The following is a 26,263-nucleotide window of genomic DNA, read 5'->3' as shown; positions in this document are numbered from 1 at the left end:
CCGCTACCCCCTCCCTCTCCCATGATCAAACCAACGCGCTGGTTTGTTACCCATCGTCGCACACTCCTCGGACACTGCACCCCTCAAGCGTCAACCCAGCCCTCACCGGCCAGAACCGCCCAGGTGAGGGACTCTGAGCACGAACCTCAGGGTCGCTACACAGCAGCTACAGGACGATCTGGAGGCTTTGACAAACCGGTCTGCTGGTTTGTAATGTTCTGGCGAACGTCTACACGTGTCTGGCGGCAGACGGCTGGGGGATACAGATGGACCGGAAGACCATGCGGTTCTCAGAACCGCGGGCATCTCAGCACCATCACGCGGACGCCGCGCATGCACAGCCCTCGTACTACTTCGACCAGGAGATCCCGCCGGGGCCCACCACCGGGCCTGCACAGCGCGGCGCCCTGCGGGTGCTCGTCGTGGAGAGCGAGGCGCGTGCTGCGGAAGCCCTGGTCCAGGGGCTGCGCCGGCACGGACACCGCCCCGAGAGCGTCACCACCGGCGCCAAGGCACTGCAGATGAAGCACAGCGCCGACCTGGTGCTGCTCGACCTCGACCTGCCCGATCTCGACGGCATCGAGGTCTGCCGCTCCATCCGCGCCAGCTGCGACACACCGCTCATCGCCGTCTCGGCGCGCGACTCCGAACTCGACCGGGTACTGGGGCTGCAGGCCGGGGCGGACGACTACATCGTCAAGCCGTACGGCTTCCGCGAGCTCATGGCCCGGATCGAGGCGATCATGCGCAGGGTCCGCCCGCAGCCGCTTCCCGAACAGGTCATCCAGCGCGGCCCGTTGCGCATCGACTCGGGCACCCGGCAGGTGTCTCTCAACGGCGAGCACATCGACGTGACCCGCAAGGAGTTCGACCTCCTGCACCTGCTCTGCGCGCAGCCCGAAACGGTCATATCCCGTCGGCAGGTGATGACACAGGTCTGGGACGACTCCTGGTCCCGCCCCGGACGCACCATCGACACGCACGTCAGCAGCCTGCGCAGCAAACTGGGCGCCAGCACCTGGATCATCACGATCCGCGGCGTCGGATTCCGCCTGGGTCACCCCTGAGTCACGGCGCTCCGGGCGCCCGTGACGCACGTCGGGCGCAGATCCCCGTACTGAATGAAGTACGAGGGTCTGCGCCCGACGCGGGAGAAGGCGACCGTGCTCAGCGCCTGCCTTCGGTGTACGCCTTGGCACGCCCCAGCGTGGCCCGGCTGCTGGAGCTCAGGGCGTCGCGCACGTACTTCCTGGCGTCGGCCACGGTCGCCTGCGGCCCGAGGACCTTGGTGATGCCGGCGGCGTCGAGGACGACCGTGTGCTGCGACGACGCCAGCACGGCGTCGCCGATGTCCTCGAACGTCCAGTAGCCGGTGTGCAGGCTCAGCAGCTCGGGCCTCCTGACCTCCTTGTAGGCGATTCTGTAGTCCGGGAAGCAGACGCGGTACGACTTCGAGGTGTGCAGGCTGCCGTCCTTGGCACGCGTGTCCATCTCCAGCGTCTGCAGGCCCGCCGCGTCCTCCACGAGGCGGACCGCGGCGACGTGCGGCAGCCTCTCCTCCCACAGATGCGCCTCGTTGATGAAGTCGTAGACGTCCTTGGCGGAGCCCTCGACGCGCACGGTGTCCTCGAAGGAGAACGTCAGGTCCCGGTCGGCGTGCGACCGTTCCAGGCTGACCTTCAGTGAGGCGAGCTGCGAGCCGGCGTTCTCGTCGACCGCCTGGTCGATCCATTTCAGCGACTCGGGGTCGTCACCGACGGCCCGGTAGTCGAGCCGCAGGCGGATCCGCGAGCTGTCGTCGCCCAGCGGCTCGATGATGTAGGTGCCGCGCATGGATGCGATGGGCTCGGGGGACACGTCCTGCTCGAAGCCGATGCGCAGGGCCCGCTCGTCGAGAGTGCGGCGGGCCGACCAGCTCGTGGCCTCGCCGTTGGCGGTGGCCCAGACGCGGATGCGCTCCTCGTCGCCGGTGCGTTCCGTCTGCTCCACGAAGATGGTGGGCGGGAATATCTGCGGCAGGTTCTCCACGTCCGCCAGCAGCCGGTACGCATCGGCGGCCGGGGCGGCGACGGTGGTCTCGTGCTCAACCTCACGGGTCGTCATGTCTGGCTGTCTCCTTGAGGGTCTGTGTCGTGATCAAACCGACATCGCTGTTTACCAAAGGGGGCGACACCCGAGTACGGCCACTCCGCGAGGCCCCCGAAACCCGCAGCAAGGCCTGCCATGGCGTCCATAACGGGCGGGCCAGGGCGGTCACCCAGACTCACCCAGACAGGCCTTCCCCCTGACGACTGGTCATTAAACCGACCTTGCGGTTTACTACTGAGATTGCCCTCCGCCCCATGCCGACCTCACCAGGAACCCATATGACCAAGCAGGAGCGAGCCGCCCGCACCCGGTCCCAGCTGATCGCCGCCGCAGCCGACGTCTTCAACCGGAACGGCTTCGTTCGCGCCAGCCTGACAAAAGTCAGCCGGCAGGCAGGTGTCAGTACCGGCGCGCTCTAACTTCCACTTCGAGAACAAGGAGGAGCTCGCGGCGGCGGTCGTGAGCCAGGCCGTGGGCGCCCTGCGGTCAGCGCTCCACACGGTCCATCGCCGCCGCACGTGCGCTCTCCAGCGGCTGATCGACGCGTCGCACGCGATCGCCGCGCTCCTGCGGTCCGACAGCGTGGTCAAGGCAGGCGTCCTGCTGAATCAGGAGGGCCACGGGCGCCGCCCTGATCTGCGGCAGGAGTGGCACGCCCACATCCAGCGGCTTCTCACGGAGGCGGCGCGGGAGAACACGCTCGTCCCTGACCTGTCACGGCAGAGCGCCGCCGGGGCGATCATGTCATCGACCGTGGGGTTCGAGGTGCTCGGGCGCGACGACTTCGCGTGGCTGTCGCGGCACACCATCGCCGCCTTCTGGGGATTTCAGCTGCCCGCTCTCGCCGACCGGACGGCGCTGCACCACCTGGCGGCTGCGGGCACCGACGTGGAAGCGGTGAGCGGCGCTGAGACGTCTCAGGCCGCGTAGAGATCGAAGGTGGAGGTGCGCTGCGGACCGGCGACGACGTCCAGCTTGGGGTCGACGGCCAGCATGGCCTGGTGCAGGCGCCGCACCTGCGGCGAGGGCTCGACGCCCAGCTCCTCTATGAGGCGCGTCCGCAGCCTGCGGTAGATGTCCAGGGCCGCGGCCTGCCGGCCCGACCGGTACAGGGCGACCATGGCCTGCGAGTGCAGCCCCTCGTGCTGCGGGTGCCGGGCCGTCAACTCGGTCAGCTCGGAGATGAGTTCGGAGTGCCGGCCGAGGCGCAGGTCGGCGTCTATGCGCCGCTCGATGGTGCCGAGCCTGCTCTCCTCCAGGCGCAGCACCTCGATCTCGAGGACCGGCCCGACCCGTACGTCGACGAGCGCCGGCCCGCGCCACAGGTCGAGGGCCCGCCGGAAACAGCCCGCCGACACCTCGTCGTCGCCGTCCGCCAAGGCGGCGCGCCCTTCCGCGACCAGCCGTTCGTAGCGGTAGGCGTCCACGGACTCGGGCGGGACCTGCAGCAGATAGCCGCCGTGCCGGGTCACGAGCACGTCCTTGGCGGCGCCGGGGACGTCCGGGCCCATGGCGGTGCCGAGGCGTCGGCGCAGCTGGAGGATGTACGTCTGCAGGGTGGTGCGGGCGCTCTGGGGGGGATCGGCCCCCCAGAGCTCTTCCATCAGCGTGTGGACGGGCACGACCCGTCCCGGGCGGAGCCCGAGCAGGGAGAGGATCTGCCGCGGCTTGGCCGCGTTCGGGACGATCGCTCCCCCGTTGACTTCGGCGCTCAATGATCCCAGCACCTGAATCTCCACGGACACCCCCACGTATCGCGAAATTCGTCCTCGACGGCTCTCATTGCCGCAGCGAGCACAGTAGCGAAAATTGCGGGCGCTCCCGATTTTCTCCAGCCGCCCTCGAGAGGACTTCCATTCCACAGAGATCCGGGGAATTCAGAGGGATCTTAACCCGCTGAAGAAAGGAACCCGATACGGTCAGTCCCAGATGTCTCCGGCGGCCGCCTCGGCGTCGACGGCCCGCAGCAACGCCTCGTCGATCGACCTCAGCGTGCCGACGATGTGCCGCACACCGTTCTTCTCCATCATCTGCCGCTGGTAGCCGTGACCGGATTCGCCGGGGTGTCCGATGAAGGCCGTCCCGAGCTCCCGCGCGGTCTCCGCCACGCGCGCCACGTCGTCGATGAAGAGGACCTGGTCGTAGCGGAGCCCGAAGAGTTCGGTGATCTCCCGGATGCCGGGGCGGAAGTCGTTGGTGCACACATAGCCGGGCTCGTCGAAGTAGTCGGCGAACTCACCGAGATGGCGGGTGAAGTGCGACCGCTCCAGCCCTCCGTAGCAGACCGTGCGCACGTCCAGCGAACGCAGCGTCGCCAGCAGTTCGGCCGCGCCGTCGAGCACGTGCACCGGATGTTCCCGCACGTACTCCTCGCGCTCGGCGAAGTAGTCCTTCAGCAACTGCTCCGCGGTGCCGCCCAGTTCGTCCGCGGCCCGCTGAGCGGCGACGAGTTGCGGCTGCGACAGCAGTTCACGCTCGAAGCCGGCGCTGTAGGTGCCCCCGCGCGACTCCACGAGGCGGCGCATGATCGGGCTGAAACTGTCGTTGAGCAGTACGCCGTCTATGTTCACCGCGACCAGGTTCAGGTGCGAAAACCGTCCAGGCAAGGTGTCCCCCAGATGAGTCGGTGGATAGGCCGCCGACAGTACTCTCACGTGCCGTCACTCTCACGTGCCGTCGACGACGATCCAGCGGTCCTTGACCAGGAGTTCGCGTCCGCCTTTCGTACCCCGCACCAGTGTGTCCGTACAGGTGCAGACCTGGTGCACCCGGGACGCACCGCTCGCCGCGGTGGCGTACACGATGGTGTTCGCGCGCACGTGCAGGAACCCGCCGGGGCGCTCCTCGATCTCGAACATGCCGGTCATGTGGCGCCGCAGCTCCCCGGCCGCCTCGATCGCCGTCGCCGCCGCGCGCGCCCCCGCGATCAGCTCCTCGCGCCCGCGCATCGCTTCCAGGCGGGTGGACAGCCGGCACACCGCGTCCTCGGTGAAGGTGGCCGCCCACCCCTCGGCATCGCCCTCGTCCAGGCGCCGCATCTGGCGGGCGTAGAACCCCGCCACCTCCGCGTACATGGGATCTCCGTTCTGTGGGCCGGAGTTCAGCGTCAGCCGCCGCGCCCGTGCGTGGGTCGAGCGGCTGTCGAGCGCGTCCCGCGACGATCCCGCCCGAGCCGCCGCGTGGAGGCGGCGCGGGCCGTGTGCGAGCGAAGCCCTAGTTCCGCGTGTTGATCTGCTCTCGCACCTCTCGACCCGTACACCCCGCAGGAGGATCCACCATGCCCACCCGTCGCCGAGTGCTCGGTGCAGGACTGTCCGTCGCGGGTGTAGGGCTCACCGGAGCCTCGCTCCTGCCCGTCCTGAACGCGCGGGAAGCGACCGCGGGCCCCGCTCCCGGCGTGCCGGCCGCCGGCGCCGCCGCGGTGCAGCTGTTCGCCGCGGCGATGCCCATCGTCCCGGTCCTCGCACCGGTGTCCACCATCGGCTCCGTGGACAGGTACGAGATGACCATGCGCACCGTGCGCAAGGAGATACTGCCCGGCATCCAGACCGAACTGCGCACCTACAACGGGCAGTTCCCCGGTCCGACCATCAAGGCCCGCAGGAACCGGCCCGTCGTCATCCGTCAGCGCAACCAGCTGGGCGTGGACACCTCCATGCACCTGCACGGTGCTTCGGTGCCGCCGAGCGAGGACGGCTCCCCGATGGACACCATCGCGCCCGGCGCCGCACGCCGCTACACGTACGCCAACAAGCAGTCGCACGCCTCGCTCTGGTACCACGACCACGCCCACCACGTGGAGTCCGAGAACGTGTACCGCGGCATGCACGGCAGCTATCTGCTCACCGACGACGAGGAAGAGGCGCTGCCGCTGCCCAAGGGCGAGTACGACGTACTGATCGCGATCCGCGACGCGAACTTCGACGCCGCCACCGGCGCGCTCGTCTACCGGATGAGCGACCGTGCGCGCACCACGCTCCTCGTGAACGGGGCGCCGCACCCGCGTTTCGAGGTCGCCGCCCGCTCCTATCGGCTGCGCTTCGCGAACCATTCCAACCAGCGCTTCTTCGAACTGTGTCTGGCGGACAACGGCGACATGGTGCAGATCGCGTCCGACGGGGGGCTGCTGCCGCGCCCGCACACCACCAAGGCGATCTACCTGACCTCCGGTGAACGGGCCGACGTGGTCATCGACTTCTCCCGCTACCCGGTCGGCACCAAGCTCGTCCTGAAGAACACCGGGTTCGGGGTGGTCGAGGACGTCAGCCAGGTGATGCGTTTCGACGTGGTGCGCACCGCCGAGGACAACAGCTCGGTACCGGCCGTCCTGCGGACGCTGCCGCGCCTTCCCACGCCCACCGCCGAGCGCACCGTCGTCCTGCGCATGGACGAGGACGGCCGCGCGGACCCGAAGGCGTACATCGACGAGAAGCTGTACGACCCCGCGCGCGTCGACGCGCACATACGCCCCGGCGCCAGCGAGATCTGGACCGTCACCAACGCCAACACGAAGGCGCCGCACAACTTCCATATGCACCTGGTGCAGTTCCAGGTCCTGGAGAGGGGCGGGGCCGCGCCCGGACCCGCGGAGGCGGGCCTGAAGGACACGGTGCGGCTGCTGCCCGGCGAGACGGTCAAGCTGCAGGCCACCTTCGACGCCTACCAGGGCGAGTACGTCTACCACTGCCACATGCTCGACCACTCGGCCATGGGCATGATGGCGACGATGAAGATCGGTTGAGCACGCGGCGACCGCCTGTTTTCAGACCGAAATGCTGGTTTCCACCGCCCGGAAGGCCCTGCCCCGGACGCGGCCGTGACAACGTGAGCATATAAGGTACCCTCTAGACGGTTTCTTTTTCACTGTCCACCGCTCACTGGACGCGGGCGCTGAGCACAAAGGGATGGTCTCGTTGGCGCGACAAGAACGTGCAGTCCGGACCCGCCGCGCCGTGCTGGAGGCCGCAGCAAGGGTATTCGCGGAGTACGGCTACGCGACGGCCACCGTGTCGGACATCCTCAAGGTCGCCGGCGTGACCAAGGGCGCCCTGTACTTCCATTTCGACTCCAAGGAAGCCCTTGCGCGAGGGGTGGTCGAGGCGCAGGTCGAGCTGCCCCTTCCGCCCCAGGAGCTCAAGGTCCAGGAACTGGTGGACCAGGGCTTGCTGCTCGCGTACCTGCTGCCGCGCGATCCGGTGGTGCGCGCGGGCGCCGTGCTCTCGTCCGACCCCCTGGGCAGGGAGCACTACGGCAGCGCCTGGCCCGCCCTGATCGAGCGCTCGGCGCGGACGCTGACGGAGGCCAAGGAGCGCGGCGAGATCCTCGGTCACGTCGTGCCGCAGCAGACCGCCGAGCTCCTGACCAGCACGTTCCACGGCGTCCAGCTCTTCTCCCAGCTGGAGACCGGCCTGGCGGACGTCAACCTCCGGATCTCCGTGCTGTACGAGCACCTGATCCCGACGATCGCCATGCCCGCCGTCCTCGCCCGCCTCGACCTCGCGCCCGACCGCGGCGCTCGCCTGTACGCGCAGACGGAGGCGGCACAGATGGAGACGGCGCAGACGGAGACCGAGGGCGCGGAGCAGCCCACCCCCGTCGGCACGGCCGGCTGAGTTCCGGCCGCCACGTCCGCGGGGGCTCACCGACGCCCCCGCGGACGACCGCGGGCCGTCACCAGGTGGTGCGCCCGCCGTCCACGGGCATCGTGGCTCCGGTGACGAACGAGGCCCGGTCGCTGCACAACCACGCGGCCGCCTCGGCGACTTCCTCCGGTGCGGCCATGCGGTTCTGCGGGGCGGACGCCATGCTCTTCGCCTCACGCCCGGGAACCCGGGCGAACCAGTCCTCGACCATCTCCGACCGGGTCAGGCCCGGGGCTATCGCGTTGACGCGGATCCCGCTCGACGCGTACTCGACCGCGGCCGCTTTGGTCAGGCCGACCACGGCGTGCTTGGCCGCGATGTAGGGCGCGGGCGCGGAGCTGGCCACCAGGCCCGCCACGCTGCTGGTGTTCACGATCGAGCCGCCGCCCCCGTCTTCGGTCATCGCTCTGATCTCGTGACGCAGGCAGTTCCACACGCCGCGCACGTTGGTGTCCATGACCAGGTCGTACGCCTTGTCGTCGAGGAGGTGCAGAGGGGCCACGTCGCCTCCGGCACCCGCGTTGTTGAAGGCCACGTCGAGGCGCCCGTACGTCTGAACCGCGTGGGACACGGCCCGCTCCACGTCGGCGGAGACCTGGACGTCGCCCACGCAGTACGAGGACTGCGCCCCGTCCGAGCGCAGTTCGGCCGAAAGCTCCGCGATGCGGTCCTCGCGCCGGGCGACCAGGACCACCCGTGCCCCCTCGCGTGCGAACACCCGGGCCGCCGCGGCGCCAATGCCGCTGCTCGCACCGGTGATCAGGGCGACCTTCCCCTCGAGCGAACCTTGTCCTTGAGTCATGCTTCCCCATCCCCCTTGCCCCGGCGCCGTGTTGCCACGGCGCAACGCAACTGCGCTCCAGGCGCCGGTGTACCGGCGCCTCAGCGTCCCGAAGCGTAGCGTCCATGTTCGATATCCGAGGATGAATCCTTGACTCCGGAAAACCGCTCCGTCAGCGGGGCCTGGGGACGTAGCCGGGATAAGGGACCGGGCTGCGCAGCGAGCCGTCGTGGGCCGATTCTGTGCCGAACGGATTGAGCCCGGCCGCCGTCCGCGGTTCGGCCACCGAGGGGAGCAGCACCTGCCAGAAGCTGGTGAGCGTCTGGTCGGTCAGCCACTCCTTGTCGGCGCGGCTCAGCACCGCGAGACCGACCGTCGTGGCCACCACCGCGTTCACGACGCCCTCCTGCGACACCCCCGGCGCGAGCGCCTTCTCGTCCGCGGCCCGGGCGACGAACCGGTGCACGTGGGCATGCCACTCCTGGCAGAGGTCGATACGGGTGCGCTGCCCCGCTTCCCAGCTCAACATGAACCCGGCCCGCACGACCACGTCCCAGAGCAGCAGTTGGACCAGGCGGTGCGAGAGGTCCGTCAGCCCCTGCAAGGCGCTCATGTCCCCCGTCGGCACACTCTCCACCGCGCGACGCAGGGCGCGGGCCGCGGCGCTCTCGACGGCGGCGGCCACCTCGGCCTTCGTGTCGAAGTGGAAGTGCAGGGCACCACGGCTGACCCCGGCACCCGAACTGATCTCGTTCAGGCTGGCCTTCTCATAGCCGTGCCGCTCGAACAGCTCGGCCGCCGAGCGAATGAGTGCGTTGTGGGTACGGGCGGCCCGTTCCTGTTGGCTCACTGTTGGCTCTCCCGCTACAGAGGGGGTTACTTGGTAGATATAAAACCAACTCGCCGGTTTCAAAGCCAGCTCTGGGAGAGATCGAGCTCGATCAGTGACAGAGCGCGACTCGTTCGCACTCCCTGGACACACCCCCGAAGAGGGCGGTCACCTCGACAGGTCGCCCGCACGAGGACGGTTGAGCCACCCCGGCCCATTGGCCGGAATTGGAGACTCCGCCCCGCTCGGTCGGCACGACCCGGGTCCCTGATGGTCACGACCCGGCACCCGTAAACAGTCCTACCGGTTTGCTTTTGGGGCTCCCGTGGCGCGAGGTGACGCCTCGACCGAGGGTAGGCGCTGCCCCCGCCCGAGCTCGCCCGGATCCAGCCCGCGCCCTCCCCGCAGCGGGTACGGCATCCCGCGCGGACGAACGGCATCACCCCAGGTGGAGAGCCAACACGGCGTACCACAGGGGGTGTTGAGTCGGCTTGAGCGGCGGCGGTGTTTCCTCTCGAGCCTCGTTCGCATGCCATGGCCCCCGGCTCTGGAGGGGGCGGCGAAGGAGCGCTGTGGCCCACAGAACAGCGAGACAGTGGTTTACAAAAAAACCGGCCGTACGGTACTCTCACGATGGATTCACGGCACGTCGGGCTCCGGCGACGAAGCGCAAGCGTCCAGCCACCACACACCGAACCCCCGGCCCGGTCTTCCCACGCGACGACCGGTGCACGAGGGCTCGCGGTGGCCGACGCCGCTCATGGACTCGTATCCGGAAGACCTTCCACATGTGCGCCAACAGAGGATTGCTGTCAGGAGGGGCAAGTTGTCTCTGGCCGAAGAGTTGACGTACCCGACTGTCGACATCGACATCGACATCGACATCGACGAGGTCGAGCCGTCGGCCATCTGGATCGAATCGCAGCCACCCGTCCGCGTACGGATCGACTCGCTCGTCCTGTCGGACTCCCCCCGCCTGGACGCGGAGGACCCGGACCACGTGCGGATGCTCGCCGAGGCCGGGGACTGTCTGCCCCCCATCACCGTGCACCGGCCCACCCTGCGCGTCATCGACGGCGCGCACCGGGTCCGCGCGGCCCTGCTCAACGGACGGACCGAGATCGCCGCGAGGCTGCTGGACTGCGATCCGGCGGACGCCTTCGTCCTGTCGGTCAAGGCCAACGTCACCCACGGTCTGCCGCTCTCCCGCGCCGACCGTGCCGCGGCGGCGGCACGCATCATCCGGACCCACTCGCAGTGGTCGGACAGCGCGGTCGCCGCCGCCACCGGGATCTCCGACAAGACCGTCTCCCGTATCCGCGCGCAGTCACCGGCCGACGACGCCGTGCACTCCGGCACGCGGATCGGCCGGGACGGCCGGGTGCGCCCCGTGGACAGCGCGCAGCACCGCCGTCGCGCCGCCGCGATCTTCCTCGAACGGCCCGACGCCGGACTGCGCGAGGTCGCCCGGGCCACCGGACTCTCCCCCGCCACGGTGCGGGATGTGCGCCAGCGCATCGACCGCGGCGAGGACCCTGTCCCGGGCCGCTACCGCACCACCCCGGCCGACGAGCGCACCGAGACCGCCCCCTCCGTCGCCCCGCCGGCCCGGCAGCGGCCGCCCGCTCGCGCGGTGGGCGCCACGTCCGTGGTGGACCGGCAGAAGCTGCTCGCCAAGCTCAGCGAGGACCCCTCGCTGCGGCACACCGAAGCCGGCCGGCGCGCCCTGCGCTTTCTGCGCCACTACTCCGTCGACGGCGACAGCATCGAGACCCTCGGGCGCGGGCTGCCCTGCCACTGGGCCCCCGAGGTCGCCGACCTCGCCCGCAGTTGCGCGGAAACGTGGAGCGAGCTGGCCCTGCAGCTCCAACAGCGCGCCGAGTAGAGCCCGCCTGGCCGCGCACCCCGCTTGTCAGCACCCACGTACTTCAGGAGGCCTTCCGTGTCCGAGCATGCCGAGCCGACCGGTCCCCGCACCGGTTCCGAAGGCGGGAGGGGCACGGGGGTGTGGTTCATCGGGGCCCGCGGCTCCGTCGCCACCACCGCCGTCGCCGGGTGCGCCGCGCTCGCCGCCGGTCTTTGCCCGCCGACGGGCATGGTCACCGAGACCGAGCGGTTCGCGGCAGCCGCGCTGCCCGCCCTGTCCTCCTTCGTCTTCGGCGGCCACGACACCGTCGACTGGCCGCTGCCCAAGCGCGCCGAGGCCCTCGCCGAGCAGGGCGTCCTGCCGCACGGCCTCACCCGGGCCGTGCAGAGTGAACTGGCCGCCGCGGACCGGGAGATCCAGGCCGGCGGACCGGCGGCCGGGGACACCCGCTCCGACGAGGAGCTGATAGCCGCCTTCGCCGCCGACATCGAGGACTTCACCCGCCGGACAGGGGTCGCACGGACCGTCGTGGTCAACGTCGCCTCCACCGAGCCCGCCCCGGCCGATGGCGCACTCAGGCTGCCCACCAGTTCGCTGTACGCCGCGGCCGCCCTGCGCGCGGGCTGCGCGTACGTCAACTTCACCCCGTCGACCGGGATACGGCACCCGGCCCTCGCCGAAACGGCCCAGGCCGCCGGGGTGCCCTACGCGGGCCGGGACGGCAAGACCGGGCAGACCCTGCTGCGGGCGGTGCTCGCGCCCATGTTCCGCCAGCGCGCCCTGGACGTTCGGGCCTGGTCCGGCACCAATCTGCTCGGTGGCGGCGACGGGGCGGCGCTCGCCGACTCCGCCGCCGCCGCGGCGAAGAACGCGGGCAAGAACCGGGTCCTGGAGGACAACCTCGGGACGCTGCCCGAGGGCGAGGTGCACATCGACGACGTGCCCGCGCTCGGCGAATGGAAGACCGCCTGGGACCATGTCGCCTTCGAGGGTTTCCTCGGATCCCGGATGATCCTGCAGACCATCTGGCAGGGCTGCGACTCGGCCCTCGCCGCGCCGCTCGTGCTCGACCTCGCCCGGCTCGCCGCCCGCGCCCACCAGGCGGGCATCACCGGGCCGCTGCCCGAACTCGGTTTCTACTTCAAGGACCCGGACGGCGGCTCACCGGCGCTCGCCGAGCAGTACGCCGCCCTCCTCGGCTTCGCCGCACGCCTGGAGGCGGCCCGGTGAGCAGCCCCCGCGACTGGGCCGAACTCCTGCGTGTCTCCGCCCTGTTCACCGTCCCCGGCGACGCGCTCGCCGGGGCCGCGGCGAGCGGGCTGCGCCCGGGGGCCCGCACCGCGCTCGCCGCCGGTGCCTCGCTGTGCCTGTACGAGGCGGGCATGGCGCTCAACGACTGGGCGGACCGCGAGGAGGACGCCGCCGAGCGCCCCCACCGCCCCCTGCCCTCGGGCCGTATCGCCCCCGCGCAGGCGCTGACGGCGGCGGCAGCGCTGACCACGGCCGGGCTCGGCCTCGCGTTCGCCGCGGGCCGCCCCGCCGCCCTCACCGCCACCGCCCTGGCCGGCACCGTCTGGGCGTACGACCTGCGGCTCAAGCACACCGCCGCGGGCCCGGCCGCGATGGCGGCGGCCCGCGGTCTCGACCTGCTGCTCGGAGCGGTGGCGACTGCCAACTCCCGCACCAGTACGGTGAGTTCGGGGCACGCGGTACGCCGCTCGCTGCTGCCCGCCGCCGCGCTCGGCGCCCATACCTACGCCGTCACCGCCGTCTCCCGCACCGAGACCCGGGGCGGCGCGCCGGGCAGGTCGCTCGCCGCGCTCGGAGCGACGGCCGTGATCGGAGCACTGGCCGGTGCCGGACCGGACCGGCCCGGGATCGGGTCCCGGCGCGCGTTCGCCCGCACCGCGCTGGCCGGCGCCTATGCGGCGACGGCCGCCCGGCCGTTCCTGCACGCCGCGCTCAACCCGTCGCCGCCGCTGACCCAGCGGGCCGTCGGCGGCGGCATCCGCGCGATGATCCCGCTGCAGGCCGCTCTCGCGGCGCGCTCCGGCGCGCTCACCTCCGCCGCGCTGCTCACCGGACTCGTCCCCGTGGCCCGCAGGCTGGCCCGGAAGGTGAGTCCCACATGAGCATCCGCCTCGGCTACGGCACGAACGGCCTGACCGATCTGCGGCTCGACGACGCCCTGGAGGTCCTGGCCGAACTCGGTTACGCCGGTGTCGGCCTGACCCTGGACCACATGCACCTCGACCCGCTGGGTCCGGGCCTCGCCGGGCGGGTCGCCCGGGTCGCGGACCGGCTTGACGCGTTCGGCCTCGGCGTCACCGTCGAAACCGGCGCCCGCTACGTCCTCGACCCCCGCCGCAAGCACGGCCCGACCCTGCTCGACCCGGAGCCCGAGGCCCGGGCGGCGCGGTCCGCGCTCCTGGTCACCGCGGTGAAGGTGGCCGCCGATCTGGGCGCCCACGCGGTGCACTGCTTCAGCGGGGTCCGGCCCGCGGGCGTCGACGAGGACACCGCCTGGGAGCTGCTCGCCGACTCCCTCGGCCCCGTCATCGAAGCGGCGCAGACGGCCGGCGTCCCGCTCGCCGTCGAGCCCGAGCCCGGTCATCTCCTCGCCTCGCTCGCCGACTTCCACCGGCTGCGCACGCGGCTCGACGACCACCCGCTGCTCGGTCTCACCCTCGACATCGGCCACTGCCAGTGCCTGGAGCCCCGGCCGCCGGCCGACTGCGTCACCGCCGCGGGACCGTGGCTGCGGCACGTGCAGATCGAGGACATGCGGCGCGGGGTGCACGAGCATCTGCCCTTCGGCGACGGCGAGATCGACTTTCCGCCCGTGCTCGCCGCGCTCGACGCCACCGGCTACCAGGGCCTCACCGTGGTCGAACTGCCGCGCCACTCGCACGCCGGGCCCGAACTCGCCCGGTCCTCCATGGAGTTCCTGCGCGCACAGCTCACCGCGCTCCCCCGCGCCACCGACTCCGCACCCACCGCCGCCCTCGCGGCACCGTACGCGTAGGGAATCGCGCATGCTGTTCGCCCAAGAGAACCTGCCTGCCCGCCCGGGTCCCGAGGGCTCCGCCTGGATCGCGGACGCGCTCGCCGCCGCCGAGGCCGCGCGCTCCGCGCCGAGCGCCCCGACGGGCCGGGGCGCACCGGAGTGGGAGCTGCGGTTCGCGGCGGCAGGCCGGGAGTGCGGATCGCCCGAGGCGACCCAGGCGGTCCGCGTCCTCCTGCTGCATGCGGCCCGCCCCGGCGCGGCCACGGTGGCCCGGATCTACGAGCGGGGAACCGGCGCGGAGCGCCGTGCCGTCCTGCTGGCCCTGCCGCATCTGCCGCTCGCTCCCGACGACGTCGTGCCACTGATCGAGGACGCGCTGCGCGCCAACGACACCGGGCTCGTCGCCGCGGCCGTCGGCAACGGCGCCGCCGCGCACCTGGACGACCACACCTGGCGGCACGCCGTCCTCAAGTGCCTGTTCACCGGGGTGCCGACCGCCGCCGTCGCCGGGCTCACGGACCGGGCCCGCGGCGACGGCGAACTCGCCCGCATGCTCCGTGACTTCGCCGCCGAGCGCACCGCCGCAAGGCGGCCCGTCCCCGACGACCTGAGCCACGTACTCGCCCTGACCGCCAAGGAAGCCTGATGCGCATCTTCGACCCGCACATCCACATGACCTCGCGCACCACCGACGACTACCAGGCGATGTACGAGGCCGGGGTCCGCGCGCTGGTCGAGCCCGCCTTCTGGCTCGGCCAGCCGCGCACCTCGCCGGAGAGCTTCCTCGACTACTTCGACGCGCTGCTGGGCTGGGAGCCGTTCCGGGCGTCGCAGTACGGGATAGCGCACCACTGCACCATCGCCCTCAACCCCAAGGAGGCGAACGACCCGCGCTGCGTGCCGGTGCTCGACGAGCTGCCGCGCTACCTTGTCAAGGACGGCGTGGTGGCCGTCGGCGAGATCGGCTACGACTCGATGACGCCGGCCGAGGACACCGCGCTGGCCGCGCAGCTTGAACTCGCCGCCGAGCACGGGCTGCCCGCTCTGGTGCACACCCCGCACCGCGACAAGCTCGTGGGCCTGCGCCGCACGCTCGACGTGGTGGCCGAGTCGAAGCTGCCCGTCGCGGCGGTCCTGATCGACCACCTCAACGAGAGGACGGTCAAGGAGGCCAAGGACTCAGGGGCCTGGCTCGGCTTCTCCGTCTACCCGGACACCAAGATGGACGAGCACCGCATGGTCGCCGTGCTGAAGGAGTTCGGCCCCGAACAGGTCCTGGTCAACTCGGCCGCGGACTGGGGGAAGAGCGATCCGCTCAAGACCCGCAGGGTCGCCGACGCGATGCTCGACGCGGGTTTCGGCGAGGACGACGTGGACCGGGTGCTGTGGCGCAACCCCGTCGCGTTCTACGGGCAGAGCGGCCGGCTCGTCCTCGATCCCGCCGAGCCCGAGGCGCTGCACGAGGGCAACTCCCTGCTGCGCGGAGGCGAATGAGCCATGCGCTTCACCCACCCCGACGGCTCGACCGTGCATCTCGCGTACTGCACCAACGTCCACCCGGCCGAGACCCTCGACGGTGTCATCGCCCAGCTCGCCGCCCACTGCGAACCGGTCCGGCGGCGCCTGGGCGTCGAACGTCTGGGCATCGGACTGTGGCTGGCCCGCGACGCGGTGCGCGCGCTGAACGCCGACCCCGCAGCCCTGCGCCGGCTGCGCACCGAACTGGACCGGCGCGGCCTCGAAGTGGTCACCCTCAACGGCTTCCCCTACCAGGGCTTCGGGGCCGAGGAGGTCAAGTACCGGGTCTACCGGCCCGACTGGACCGACCCGCTGCGTCTTGAGCACACCTCCGATCTGGCCCGGCTGCTCACCCGGCTGCTGCCGCCCGACGTCACCGAGGGCACCATCTCCACCCTGCCGCTGGCCTGGCGCACCGGCTACGACGAAGCCGCGGCCGCCTCGGCGCACACGGCCCTGCTCGAACTGGCCCGCCGTCTGGACCACTTGGAGCAGGAGACGGGCCGCTCCATCCGGCTGGCCCTGGAGCCGGAGCCCGGCTGCGCGGTGGAGACGACCACGGACGCGCTGGCCCCGCTGGCCGCCCTGCCCGGCCACCGGATCGGCCTGTGTCTGGACACCTGCCACCTCGCGACAAGTTTCGAGGAGCCCGCGGCGGCACTCGCCGGTCTGGCCCGCGCGGGCGTCCCGGTGCCCAAGGTGCAGCTCTCCGCGGCCCTGCACGCCGAAGACCCGCGCGACCCGGCGGTCCGCGCGGCGCTCGCCGCCTTCGACGAGCCGCGTTTCCTGCACCAGACCCGCGCGAAGGCGGGCGCGGTCCTGCACGGCACCGACGACCTCGGCGAGGCACTGGCCAAAGGCACGCTGCCGGACACCGTGCCGTGGCGCTCCCATTTTCACGTACCGCTGCACGCCCCGCCCGCCCCGCCGCTGGCCTCCACCCTCGGCGTGCTGCGCGAGACGCTCACCGCTCTGGTCGGCGGGCCCACGGCGCGCAGCCACCACTTCGAGGTCGAGACCTACACCTGGCAGGCCCTGCCCGCCGAGGCGCGGCCGACCACGGATGCCCGGCTCGCCGAAGGAATCGCCGCCGAACTCGACCTCGCCCGCGGCCTGTTGACCGATCTCGGACTCAAGGAGCAGCAGTGACGAAGACCCCCACACCCTTGCTCGTTCTGGACGTGGTGGGCCTGACCCCCGTGCTCCTCGACCACATGCCCCGGCTGAGGGAGCTCGCCGGCCGCGGCTCACGCGCCGGCCTCGACACCGTCCTGCCCGCCGTCACCTGCGCCGCCCAGTCGACGTTCCTCACCGGCACGCTGCCCGCCGAGCACGGCATCGTCGGTAACGGCTGGTACTTCCGCGAACTCGGCGACGTACTGCTGTGGCGTCAGCACAACGGGCTCGTCGAGGGCGACAAGCTCTGGGACGCGGCCCGCCGCCTGCACCCCGGCTACACGGTCGCCAACGTCTGCTGGTGGTACGCGATGGGTGCGGACACCGACATCACGGTCACGCCGCGCCCCGTCTACTACGCCGACGGCCGCAAGGAGCCCGACTGCTACACCCGGCCCCCCGAGCTGCACGACGAACTCCACGCCCGCCTCGGGACGTTCCCGCTGTTCAACTTCTGGGGGCCGACCGCCGATCTGGTCTCCAGCAAGTGGATCATCGACGCGACCCGGCACCTCAACCGCACCCGGCACCCCGATCTGACGCTGGCCTACGTGCCGCACCTCGACTACGACCTGCAGCGCTTCGGCCCGAAGGACCCCCGGTCGCTGAAGTCCGCCGCCGACCTCGACGCGGCGCTCACCCCGCTCCTCGACGAGGCCGAAGCCGAGGGACGCACCGTGGTCGTCCTCTCGGAGTACGGCATCACCGAGGTCAGCAGGCCCGTCGACATCAACCGGGCGCTGCGCCGGGCCGGTTACCTCGAAGTGCACACCCAGGACGGCATGGAGTACCTGGACACCATGGCATCGCGCGCCTTCGCGGTCGCCGACCACCAGCTCGCGCACGTGTATGTGCGCAGGGCCGAGGACCTGGCCGGTGTGCGGGAGGTGCTCGAGGGCCTCGCCGGGGTCGGTGAACTCCTCGACGACGAGGGCAAGAAGGCCCACGGCCTGGACCACCCGCGCTCCGGCGAGCTCGTCGCCGTCGCCGAGCCGGACGCCTGGTTCACGTACTACTACTGGCTCGACGACGACCGCGCGCCCGACTTCGCGCAGCTCGTCGAGATCCACCGCAAACCCGGCTACGACCCCGCCGAGCTGTTCATGGACCCGCTCGACCCGTATGTGAAGGTCAAGGCAGCCAAGGCGCTGGCCCGCAAGAAGCTCGGCATGCGCTACCGCATGGCGGTCGTGCCCCTTGACCCGTCACCTGTTCGCGGCAGCCACGGCAGGCTTCCCGAGCGACCGGAGGACGGCCCGGTGCTGCTCTGCTCACGGCCTGGCGAGGTCGAGGGCACGCTCGCCGCCACCGAGGTGAAGTCGCTGCTGCTGCGCCTCGCGGGGATCAGCTGACAGAACACTTCGAGCTGACAGAGCACATCGAAGCGTATCCGCTCCCTCGTTATCAAGTACTTGAGGAGTTCTTCCGGAGAGGGCCAACTTCCTTTGCGTGTAAGGGAACTGGTGATTCCTCGGCGCGGGTGAGCGATGAATTGCGCGGCTTCCCGGAGAGCTGGTGCACAACTGCGGAATTTCCGATGTTGCACACTCCATTCCGGCCAATTCCTGTGTCTACGGTGTTGCCGGTTTGATTCGCTCCTGACTGCGGGGGCGTGCCAAGTTGAGGAGAGACATGTTCAGAGCAAGCAAGTCTTGGGCGGGGGCCTTCCTGGCAACGGCAGTCGTGGGCGGCCTCACGACGATGGTGATTCCGAGCCAGAGCCAGGCCGCGGGCGCGGACGAGGCGGCGGCCACCGTCATAGCCGGCGGCCTGAAGAACCCGCGTGACGTCTCGGTCCAGGCCGACGGCTCGGTCCTGGTCGCGGAGGCCGGCAGCGGCCCGGCGACGGCCTGCACGACGCCGGGGTCCCAGTGCATGGGCCTGACCGGCTCCATCTACCGGGTGAAGGGCTCCGTCAAGGGCCGCGTCGTCACCGGTCTGCCCTCCAAGATGATCGTCCGCGCCGACGGCAGCAACGTGATCGCCGGGGCGAACCACGCCGACTCCGCCGGCAGCGGCACCTACCGGGTGACCTACAGCCTGAGCGGCACCGCCGACTCACGCACCGCGCTCGGTACGGGCGCCAAGCCGCTCGGCACGCTGGCCATCGCCAAGGGGAAGGTGCTCGGCGACCTGACCACGCACGAGAGCAGCCAGAACCCCGACGGCGGCGAGGTCCTCGCCAACCCGCAGCGGTCGGTCAAGGTCGGTACCGACTTCCTGGCCACCGACGCCGCGGGCAACACCCTGCTGCGGGTCACCCCGGACGGCACCGTCAAGACGGAGTTCGTCTTCCCGAAGAACGGGGACGCCGAATCGGTGCCGACCGGCCTCGTGAAGGGCGCGGACGGCGCGTACTACATCGCCGACATGAGCGGCATCCGCAAGGGCCAGGGCCGCATCTGGCGCTGGGTGCCGGGCAGCGACCCCAAGGTCTTCACCACCGGCCTGACGGGCGCCATCGACCTCGCCGTGCGTCCCGACGGCGACCTGGTCGCCCTGTCGTACGCGACGGGTGACACGACGAGCCAGCCGAACACCGGAGCCCTGACCCGGATCAACAAGACGACGGGCGCCCTCACGCCGATCAGCACCGGCACCACGCTGAACCTGCCCACGGGCCTGGACATCGACTCGGCCGGTGCCATGTACGTCACCAACAACTCGCTGACCACCAACGGTCAGCTCCTGAAGTTCCCGGCTTCCTGACCCGGCCGGACCGCACCGCCTGCACCACGGAAACCCCCGCAACCGTGGTGCAGGCACGCTGCGTTCGTGGTCACGCGGACGGCGCCGCGGCACTCCCCGGACGCTTGGCCAGCGGGATCTCGCACGCTTCCGAGAAGCCCTGCGAGTCGATGCCGAGGGCGTTGTTGTTCCGGGTCGCGAGGTTGGCGAAAGCGATGAACGCGGTGAGCTCGACCAACGCGGCCTCACCGAGCTCGCCCAGCAGTCGCCCGGACAGTTCGTCGGTGACGGTCGGCGGCGTGTTCGTCATGGCCTCGCTGTACTCGAGGACGTCCCGCTCCAGCGCGGTGAACACCTCGGAGTCCCGCCAGTTCGGCACCTGGCTCGCCTTGGTCACGTCCAGGTTCTGGTTCAGCGCCTGGAAGTAGTTGATGTCGAGGCACCAGTTGCAGCCGACCTGCGCCGCGACGGCCATGTGCGCGAACGTCTTGAGGCCCTCGTCGACGGCGTCCCACTCGTTCGCCCTGCCCCCGAACTCCAGGGTGGATTCGGCCACCTTGGGGTTGTGCCATGCCACCGCGACGGGCTCGGGCACGACGCCGAACGTCTTGATCAGGTTCTCCGTGAGCTCGTCGGAGAGCTCCGCCTTGGAAACGCGCAGTGCCATGGTGTTCTCCCTATGCGTTGTGCGTGATTCAGCCGCGGACATCGGCAACGGCTCGATTGTTGCTCGAGACCTCTTGAGGCTCGGTCGAGACAGGGACGACCTCACCGAGTGACCCACCTCACTTTGCGGCACGCTTGGCGGAGCGGCGTCATCCATGTCACTCTTCCAGCACGCCAACCCTGCCCAAATTCTCTTGTGGGCAGCCGAGTTGAGAGCCGCGGCCGCGGCCCCTGGCGGCCCGCCCTTTGGCCGTCACGACCCTTCCGTCGCCACGACGAGGGCCGGCTTCGAAGACGTCTCGTTCCCTTCGAGAACCGCCCGCCCCTGCCCGCGCCGCGTCCGAAGCGTCCTGCCTCATGCGTCCCAGCTGAGCCGAAGCCTGCCGCAAACAGGAAATGTCAGGCACTTGGAGGAGGAGAAATGTCTGGAGCCATCGCGGTCGAAGAGGTGTACTCGACCATCGAGGAGTCGGCTCGACTGCTGGGGGTGCCCTGCTCGCGCGAGAAGATCTGGCCGATCCTGACCGCGTACGGGAACGGTCTCGCGGATGCCGGAATGGTGCTGAGCGTGGCGACCGGCAGGGGCCCCACGGACGACCTCGACTACACCATCACGGTGCCGGTCGGGGGCCCCGACCCCTACGCCGTCGCACTGTCCGAGGGCTTCGTCACGGCATCGGACCACCCCGTGGCCGACCTGCTCGATGACCTCAAGTCGCGCGTCCCCGTCAGCGAATACTTCATCGACGGCGGCATCGTCAGCGGCTTCAGCAAGGTGTACGCGCACTTCCCGGGCGACATGCTGACCGTGGCGCAGCTCGCGGCCATCCCCTCCATGCCGCCTTCGGTCGCCGACAACGCGGACCTGTTCGCGCGTCACCACATGGACAAGGTCGCGATGATGGGGATCAACTACCGGAGCAGGACGGTCAATCTGTACTTCGCCCATCTGCCCGACGCCTTCCGTGAGAAGGGGAACATCCAGTCGCTCAACCGCGAACTGGGCCTGGCGGAACCGGAAGGGCAGTCACTGGAGTTCGCGCAGAGGTCGTTCAGGTCCTATGTCACCCTCGGCTGGCAGTCCCCGCGGATCGAGAAGATCTGCTACGCGCCCGCACCGGTCCGCGACTGGGATCCGTCCGTGCTTCCCGTGTCCCTCGATCCGCGGATCGAGAAGTTCGTGCGGAACACGCGGTGCACGTACTCCGACCGTCCGTTCATCATCGCGGCCCTGAAATGGTCCCCGTCCGGGCAGCACCTGAATCTCGGGCCGTATATCCGCCTCTCCCCCCTGCTGCGGAATCTGCTGCACGAAGTCACCGGCGAAAGCGTGTGACTTCAGCCGCCCGCCAAAGGGCGTGACCGGCGTCACATCGGACCGACCTCACACTTCGGGGGGCTGTGTCGTCGGAAGGGTGTAGCGGTAACCACCACACATTAAAGGAGTTCGTTATGAGTGTTCGTCTGAATCTTTTCGGCAGTGAGATCGCCGGCAAGGCCATGAAGGGGATCAACACGGCGAGCATGGCCGTCATCAACAGTGGGCTGCTGCCGAAGGCGACGATCGACCTGGTGCTGCTGCGGGCGAGTCAGATCAATGGCTGTGGCTTTTGCACGGACATCCACAGCAAGGACCTGGCGCACGCCGGTGAGGATGCCGCACGGGTCAACCTGGTCGCGGTGTGGCGTGAGGCAACGGTGTTCACCGAGGCCGAGCGGGCCGCGCTGGAGGTGGCCGAGCAGGGCACCCGCATCGCCGATGCTGCCGGTGGTGTCCCCGACGATGTGTGGACCAATGCCGCCAAGCACTACGACGAGGAGCAGCTGGCCGCGCTGACCTGCCTCATCTCCCTGATCAACGCCAGCAACCGGCTCGGCGTCATCACCGGCCAGCCCGGCGGCAACTACCAGCCCGGCCAGTTCGGCTGACCCACACCGCACCCCACCCGCTGGTGACGTCGGCGGACACCAGCACCACCGATGCCCTGGGCACCACACACCGGAGCCCAGGGCATCGCTGCGTTCCGCCACGCCCCACCAAGTACCTGACAGACATGAGGAAAGGAATGACATGGCCAGGAAGCTGGATGCCGACGTCATCGTCGTCGGAGGCGGCCCCACCGGCCTGATGGTGGCCGGGGAGCTGCGTCTGGGCGGGGCGAGCGTCATCGTGGCCGAGGAGCTGGAGAAGCCCAGCGGTCAGTCGCGCGCACTCGGGTTCACCACCCGCGCCCTGGAATCGTTCGACCAGCGGGGGCTGGTCGAACGATTCCCCGGCCTGGAGACAAGCCCGATGGGGCACTTCGGCGGCATTCCGTTCGACTACACCGTGCTCGAGGACGCGAACTTCGGGGCCCGGGGCATCCCGCAGTCCCAGACCGAGGCGGTCCTGGAGGAATGGGCCGGCTCACTCGGCGCCGTCCTGCGCCGCGGCCGGAAGTTCCTCGCCCTGGAGCAGGACGAGGACGGCGTCACGGTGACCGTGGCCACCCCCGACGGCGGCCAGGAGGAACTGCGCGGCCGGTACCTGGTGGGCGCCGACGGCGCGCGCAGCGCGGTGCGCAAGGCCGCGGGCATCGACTTCCCGGGCACGTCGGGGAGCCAGGTCATGCACCTCGCCGACGTGGTCGGCTGCGGCGTGCGTCCGCGCCCGCACGGCGAGCGGCTGCCCGGCGGCCTGGTGCAGGTCTTCCCGCTGCCCGGCGGCGTGGAGCGCATCATCCTGACCGAGTACGACACCTCGCTGCTCGGGGCCGGTGAGAATCCTCAGTTCGCCGAGATCGCGGCGGCGTGGGAGCGGGTGACGGGCGAAGACATCTCGGGCGGCGCCGCCCAGTGGGTGAGCTCCTTCACCGACGCCACCCGTCAGGCAGCCGAGTACCAGAAGGGCCGTGTCCTGCTGGCCGGGGACGCCGCGCACATCCACCTGCCGGTGGGCGGTCAGGGCATGAGCGCCGGTGTCCAGGACGCGGTCAACCTGGGCTGGAAACTCGCCGCCACCGTCCAGGGCTGGGCCCCCGAGGGCCTCCTTGACACCTACCACGCCGAGCGCCACCCGGTGGGCGCGCGGCTGCTGTCGAACACCCGCGCCCAGGGGCAGGCCATCTTCGGCGGTGACGAGTCCCAGGCGCTGCGTGAGCTGTACGCCGAGCTGATCGCCCTCGACGAGGTGAAGAAGCAACTCGCGGGCGCGGTCAGCCACATCGACATCCGCTACGACATCGACCCCGACGGCCATCCGCTCGTCGGCCGGCGGCTGCCCCCGCGCACGCTGGACACCGCCGGCGGCCAGGTCCGCACCCCGGAGCTGCTGCACGCGGCGCAGGGCGTCCTGCTCGACCTCGCCGACGACGCCGGGCTGCGGGCGGCCGTGGACGGCTGGAAGGACCGGGTCACCACCGTCACCGGGACGCCGCCCACCCCGGAGACCTTCGGCGGCGCCACGGCCCTGCTGGTCCGCCCGGACGGATACGTCGCCTGGGCGGGTTCCGACCCGGCAGGCCTCTCCGAGGCCCTGCACCGCTGGTTCGGCGCCGCCGACCCGGCGTGAGCTGAACACAGTTCCACCTTGCCGGCAGGTCCAACGCCGGAAGGGACCGGGCAGCCCGTGTACCGCGGGCTGCCCGGTCCTTTGCGTTGGCCGGACCCGCCGCGCCGCGAACGGCGCGGCGGTACACGCCGTCGACCACGTGCTCCTCGTCGAGGTGCGCATCGGGATCGAAACCGGGATCGAAAGGGATCACTGCAATGACGTCAGATGCCACACTCGCGCGGTTCCGTGAATACATGGTGGGCCCCTCGCGGTTCATGAGCCTGCTGTCCTGCTTCGAGCTCGGCATCATCGACCGGCTCCGGGAGAGCCCCGGTCTGACCGCGGACGAGCTGGGCAAGGCCGTCGGCGCCAAGCCGGACGCCGTGGAACAGCTCCTTCTCCTGCTGGTCAAGGAGAGCTTCATCGCGTACGACGAGGACTCAGGCGCCTACACCCTCGACGCACTCGCGGACCTCGGCGAGAACGACACGCGGCTCGTGCTCGCCGATATGGACATGATCAAGATGGTCACGCTCCGGCAGCTCTTCTACCTCACCGAGAGCGTGCGCAGCGGCACCACAGTCGGTCTGCGCGAGATCTACGGCTCCGAGGGCGACCTCTACAACGCGCTGGCCGAGCACGACGAACTGCGCGCGTCCTGGGCGCGGTTGATGAACACCGCCACCGCGCACATCGACCCCTGGTTCTTCGGCAACGTCGACATACCCTCCGGCGCCCAGGTCCTCGACCTCGCGGGCAACACGGGCCTCGGAGCGATCCACACCTACCGGCACAAGGCCTCCCCCGGACTGAAGGTCACCACCTTCGACCTGCCGGCGAAGGAGAAGGAGTGCCTGGAGAACTTCCGGACCCATGGCGTCGAGGAGCACTGCTCGTTCATCGGCGGTGACGTCTTCAAGGAAGTGCCGAAGGGTTTCGACACCGTACTGATCAAGCACTTCCTGCCCATGTTCGACAAGAGCGACGTGTTCAGGATCCTCGAAGGCGTCCACCGGTCGCTGGAGGCCGGCGGGACGATCAATGTCCTGGTCCCGGTGTTCCCCGAGAACCTCAAGGACCCCGACAACTACACCGTCGACTTCTACCCCAGCTTCTTCATCGGCTGCGCCATGGGCCAGGGCGGGCCGCAGAAGCTGTCGACGTGGCAGCGCTGGATCGAGGAGTGCGGGTTCAAGGTCACCAAGGCGCTGGCCGAGGACCCCGCCGAGATGCCGAAGAACGCCCTCCCTGTGGAGGCGATTCTCTGCGCGACGAAGGTCGCGTGACGACTAGAGAGGTTTACATGTCCGAGACCACGAAGACCGAGAGCACTGCCGCCCTGAACGAGCTCGGGGACGCGCTCGCCAAGGCCAGTGCTCAGTCGCTCAGCGGCCCGCGCGAACGGCTGGGCGAGAGCCTCCTGCAGTCGGCTCTCGCCCGGTGGGAGAACCCCGAGATGCGGCCCAAGCTCCTGGCGAACCTGGCGCACGCGACCAACACCAAGGAAGGCGCGGAGGCGCTCCGCACGTTCCTGTACTCGTTCCTCTTCGCGCAGGTGGGCATCGCGCTCGAGGACCGGCCGATGGACATCGACCAGGTGGCCGAGACGCTCGGCGTGCCGGTGATCAACATCAACGCGGCGGCGGCGCAGGTCTGGGGCGTGGTCATGTACCGCTACGTCCTGGAGCTCGAGCCGATCGCGTCGGCGTCGCCCGAGGAGCTGATCGAGCTCCTCTCCCCGACGATCCAGAACTATCTGATCGGCTGACGTCTCGTCAGCCGGCCGGACCTGGTGGCGGCGCCTGCGCGTGCATCGCCGCCGGGTCCGGTCGCCGGTCAGGTGGGGATTCCCTCGCGCTTGATCGTCGGGACGGGAATGCCGAGCGCCCGCAACTGCTCGAAGGGGTTCATGAACTCACGGTTCTGCACGATCTTTCCGTCGTCGAGCGCGAAGGAGTGCAGGAAGTGGTTCTCGTAGTAGCCCTCGGGATAGCCGGGGAAGCGGATCTTTCCGTGTCCGTCGCACTCGACCCAGAAGAAGTCGGGGTCCTGCGTCTCGAAGACCTGGATGTTGTACCACTCCCAGTCCGGGAACATCTCCAGCGACCACACCCCGTGCTCGGCGAGCCGGTCACGGCCGCTGATGACGATGGGCTTGCCTGTGTCGTTGGTCCACAGACCGCCGCTGCCGTGCTCGACGAACAGCTCGTGCCGGTTCAGACGGGCCTGCCCCTTCGTGTCCGCCAGATACCTCTCGACGGTGGCACGGTTCTTGCGCCGCAGGTCGGCGGCGTCGGTGAAGCCGTGCGGTGCGTCCTGAGCCATGGATCCCCCAAGCGACGTGTTTTCTGCCGAACACGCGGAATCATCGTTCCCGCGCCTCGGGGCCAGGTCGAGCGGTGTTCGAGCGCCCACGGCCGGGAGAGGCCCGCGCTCACGCGCCGCTCAAGCGGAACGCGATGGGCCGGG

27 protein-coding genes are annotated in these 26,263 nt (G+C 70.2%); 19 read left to right on the top strand and 8 right to left on the bottom strand.

Annotation, left to right across the window (positions count from 1 at the left end; translation table 11 throughout):
- Positions 1–281 precede the first annotated feature (281 nt).
- Positions 282–1,067 carry a response regulator transcription factor gene (locus E5671_RS02115; RefSeq protein ID WP_237329998.1) on the top strand — a complete coding sequence of 262 codons (786 nt, stop codon included), beginning with the start codon at positions 282–284 and terminating at the stop codon, positions 1,065–1,067.
- 100 nt (positions 1,068–1,167) lie between these two features.
- Here the strand turns inward: E5671_RS02115 and E5671_RS02110 are convergent, their stop codons facing one another.
- Complete coding sequence (locus E5671_RS02110) at positions 1,168–2,103, bottom strand: aromatase/cyclase (RefSeq protein ID WP_160502123.1); 936 nt, start codon at positions 2,101–2,103, stop codon at positions 1,168–1,170.
- Positions 2,104–2,366: 263 nt separating this feature from the next.
- Between E5671_RS02110 and E5671_RS02105 the strand changes: the two genes are divergently transcribed.
- Both E5671_RS02105 and E5671_RS02100 read left to right on the top strand, forming a co-directional pair.
- Positions 2,367–2,507, top strand: a complete 141-nt coding sequence (locus E5671_RS02105; protein ID WP_160502122.1) for a TetR family transcriptional regulator — start codon at positions 2,367–2,369, stop codon at positions 2,505–2,507.
- Positions 2,485–3,018, top strand: a complete 534-nt coding sequence (locus E5671_RS02100) for a TetR/AcrR family transcriptional regulator (RefSeq protein WP_160502121.1) — start codon at positions 2,485–2,487, stop codon at positions 3,016–3,018. Before E5671_RS02105 ends, E5671_RS02100 begins: the two co-directional genes overlap by 23 nt.
- On the opposite strand, the gene E5671_RS02095 is transcribed toward E5671_RS02100, so the two are convergent.
- From E5671_RS02095 to E5671_RS02085, 3 genes are all read right to left on the bottom strand, one after another.
- Complete coding sequence (locus E5671_RS02095) at positions 3,006–3,827, bottom strand: BTAD domain-containing putative transcriptional regulator (protein ID WP_160502120.1); 822 nt, start codon at positions 3,825–3,827, stop codon at positions 3,006–3,008. The genes E5671_RS02100 and E5671_RS02095 overlap by 13 nt on opposite strands.
- Before the next feature lie 180 nt (positions 3,828–4,007).
- Positions 4,008–4,658, bottom strand: coding sequence for an HAD family hydrolase (locus E5671_RS02090; RefSeq protein ID WP_336605627.1), 651 nt, complete (start codon positions 4,656–4,658; stop codon positions 4,008–4,010).
- 96 nt (positions 4,659–4,754) lie between these two features.
- Positions 4,755–5,162 carry a nuclear transport factor 2 family protein gene (locus E5671_RS02085; protein ID WP_160502119.1) on the bottom strand — a complete coding sequence of 136 codons (408 nt, stop codon included), beginning with the start codon at positions 5,160–5,162 and terminating at the stop codon, positions 4,755–4,757.
- Positions 5,163–5,365: 203 nt separating this feature from the next.
- Between E5671_RS02085 and E5671_RS02080 the strand changes: the two genes are divergently transcribed.
- The gene (locus E5671_RS02080; RefSeq protein WP_160502118.1) at positions 5,366–6,829 is read left to right on the top strand and encodes a multicopper oxidase family protein; all 1,464 of its coding nucleotides are present in this window, start codon (positions 5,366–5,368) and stop codon (positions 6,827–6,829) included.
- 163 nt (positions 6,830–6,992) lie between these two features.
- The gene (locus E5671_RS02075) at positions 6,993–7,700 is read left to right on the top strand and encodes a ScbR family autoregulator-binding transcription factor (protein WP_237329997.1); all 708 of its coding nucleotides are present in this window, start codon (positions 6,993–6,995) and stop codon (positions 7,698–7,700) included.
- Between the two features lie 58 nt (positions 7,701–7,758).
- Here the strand turns inward: E5671_RS02075 and E5671_RS02070 are convergent, their stop codons facing one another.
- Positions 7,759–8,532 carry an SDR family NAD(P)-dependent oxidoreductase gene (locus tag E5671_RS02070; protein ID WP_160502116.1) on the bottom strand — a complete coding sequence of 258 codons (774 nt, stop codon included), beginning with the start codon at positions 8,530–8,532 and terminating at the stop codon, positions 7,759–7,761.
- Between the two features lie 151 nt (positions 8,533–8,683).
- A complete protein-coding gene (locus E5671_RS02065) occupies positions 8,684–9,361 on the bottom strand; it encodes a ScbR family autoregulator-binding transcription factor (RefSeq protein WP_160502115.1) in 678 nt (225 codons plus the stop codon).
- Positions 9,362–10,166: 805 nt separating this feature from the next.
- On the opposite strand from E5671_RS02065, the gene E5671_RS02060 reads away from it, so the two are divergent.
- The 9 genes from E5671_RS02060 to E5671_RS02020 all read left to right on the top strand — a co-directional run bounded on the left by E5671_RS02060 (position 10,167) and on the right by E5671_RS02020 (position 19,617).
- Entirely contained in the window at positions 10,167–11,225 is a 1,059-nt protein-coding gene (locus E5671_RS02060; protein WP_160502114.1) for a ParB/RepB/Spo0J family partition protein, read from the top strand.
- 57 nt (positions 11,226–11,282) lie between these two features.
- Positions 11,283–12,437, top strand: a complete 1,155-nt coding sequence (locus E5671_RS02055; protein WP_160502113.1) for an inositol-3-phosphate synthase — start codon at positions 11,283–11,285, stop codon at positions 12,435–12,437.
- On the top strand, positions 12,434–13,339 hold the full coding sequence (locus tag E5671_RS02050; RefSeq protein WP_160502112.1) for an SCO3242 family prenyltransferase: 906 nt from the start codon (positions 12,434–12,436) through the stop codon (positions 13,337–13,339). The genes E5671_RS02055 and E5671_RS02050 overlap by 4 nt, the downstream gene beginning before the upstream one ends.
- Positions 13,336–14,232, top strand: a complete 897-nt coding sequence (locus E5671_RS02045; RefSeq protein ID WP_160502111.1) for a sugar phosphate isomerase/epimerase family protein — start codon at positions 13,336–13,338, stop codon at positions 14,230–14,232. Before E5671_RS02050 ends, E5671_RS02045 begins: the two co-directional genes overlap by 4 nt.
- A 10-nt stretch (positions 14,233–14,242) precedes the next feature.
- Complete coding sequence (locus tag E5671_RS02040; RefSeq protein ID WP_160502110.1) at positions 14,243–14,860, top strand: EboA domain-containing protein; 618 nt, start codon at positions 14,243–14,245, stop codon at positions 14,858–14,860.
- Entirely contained in the window at positions 14,860–15,708 is an 849-nt protein-coding gene (locus E5671_RS02035; protein WP_160502109.1) for a TatD family hydrolase, read from the top strand. The genes E5671_RS02040 and E5671_RS02035 overlap by 1 nt, the downstream gene beginning before the upstream one ends.
- 3 nt (positions 15,709–15,711) lie before the next feature.
- Positions 15,712–16,881 carry a metabolite traffic protein EboE gene (gene eboE, locus E5671_RS02030; RefSeq protein ID WP_160502108.1) on the top strand — a complete coding sequence of 390 codons (1,170 nt, stop codon included), beginning with the start codon at positions 15,712–15,714 and terminating at the stop codon, positions 16,879–16,881.
- The gene (locus E5671_RS02025) at positions 16,878–18,260 is read left to right on the top strand and encodes an alkaline phosphatase family protein (protein ID WP_160502107.1); all 1,383 of its coding nucleotides are present in this window, start codon (positions 16,878–16,880) and stop codon (positions 18,258–18,260) included. The genes eboE and E5671_RS02025 overlap by 4 nt, the downstream gene beginning before the upstream one ends.
- Before the next feature lie 280 nt (positions 18,261–18,540).
- Positions 18,541–19,617 (top strand): ScyD/ScyE family protein, encoded by a 1,077-nt coding sequence (locus E5671_RS02020; protein ID WP_160502106.1) that lies wholly within the window; start codon positions 18,541–18,543, stop codon positions 19,615–19,617.
- Positions 19,618–19,687: 70 nt separating this feature from the next.
- On the opposite strand, the gene E5671_RS02015 is transcribed toward E5671_RS02020, so the two are convergent.
- Positions 19,688–20,263, bottom strand: coding sequence for a carboxymuconolactone decarboxylase family protein (locus tag E5671_RS02015; protein WP_160502105.1), 576 nt, complete (start codon positions 20,261–20,263; stop codon positions 19,688–19,690).
- A 420-nt stretch (positions 20,264–20,683) separates the two neighbouring features.
- On the opposite strand from E5671_RS02015, the gene E5671_RS02010 reads away from it, so the two are divergent.
- From E5671_RS02010 to E5671_RS01990, 5 genes are all read left to right on the top strand, one after another.
- Positions 20,684–21,598, top strand: coding sequence for an aromatic prenyltransferase (locus E5671_RS02010; RefSeq protein ID WP_160502104.1), 915 nt, complete (start codon positions 20,684–20,686; stop codon positions 21,596–21,598).
- Between the two features lie 116 nt (positions 21,599–21,714).
- Positions 21,715–22,191, top strand: coding sequence for a carboxymuconolactone decarboxylase family protein (locus E5671_RS02005; RefSeq protein ID WP_160502066.1), 477 nt, complete (start codon positions 21,715–21,717; stop codon positions 22,189–22,191).
- A 142-nt stretch (positions 22,192–22,333) separates the two neighbouring features.
- The gene (locus E5671_RS02000; RefSeq protein WP_160502103.1) at positions 22,334–23,812 is read left to right on the top strand and encodes an FAD-dependent monooxygenase; all 1,479 of its coding nucleotides are present in this window, start codon (positions 22,334–22,336) and stop codon (positions 23,810–23,812) included.
- A 197-nt stretch (positions 23,813–24,009) separates the two neighbouring features.
- Complete coding sequence (locus E5671_RS01995) at positions 24,010–25,080, top strand: acetylserotonin O-methyltransferase (protein ID WP_237329996.1); 1,071 nt, start codon at positions 24,010–24,012, stop codon at positions 25,078–25,080.
- A gap of 17 nt (positions 25,081–25,097) precedes the next feature.
- Complete coding sequence (locus E5671_RS01990) at positions 25,098–25,562, top strand: TetR/AcrR family transcriptional regulator (protein WP_160502102.1); 465 nt, start codon at positions 25,098–25,100, stop codon at positions 25,560–25,562.
- A 68-nt stretch (positions 25,563–25,630) separates the two neighbouring features.
- Here E5671_RS01990 and E5671_RS01985 read toward each other — a convergent pair whose 3' ends face one another.
- Entirely contained in the window at positions 25,631–26,119 is a 489-nt protein-coding gene (locus E5671_RS01985; protein WP_160502101.1) for a PhzA/PhzB family protein, read from the bottom strand.
- Positions 26,120–26,263 lie beyond the last annotated feature (144 nt).

It is taken from the genome of Streptomyces sp. BA2, from assembly GCF_009769735.1.
Classification (GTDB): Bacteria; Actinomycetota; Actinomycetes; order Streptomycetales; family Streptomycetaceae; genus Streptomyces.
The sequence above is the reverse complement of the archived record's forward strand: the minus strand, read 5'-3'. Positions and strand labels throughout refer to the sequence as shown.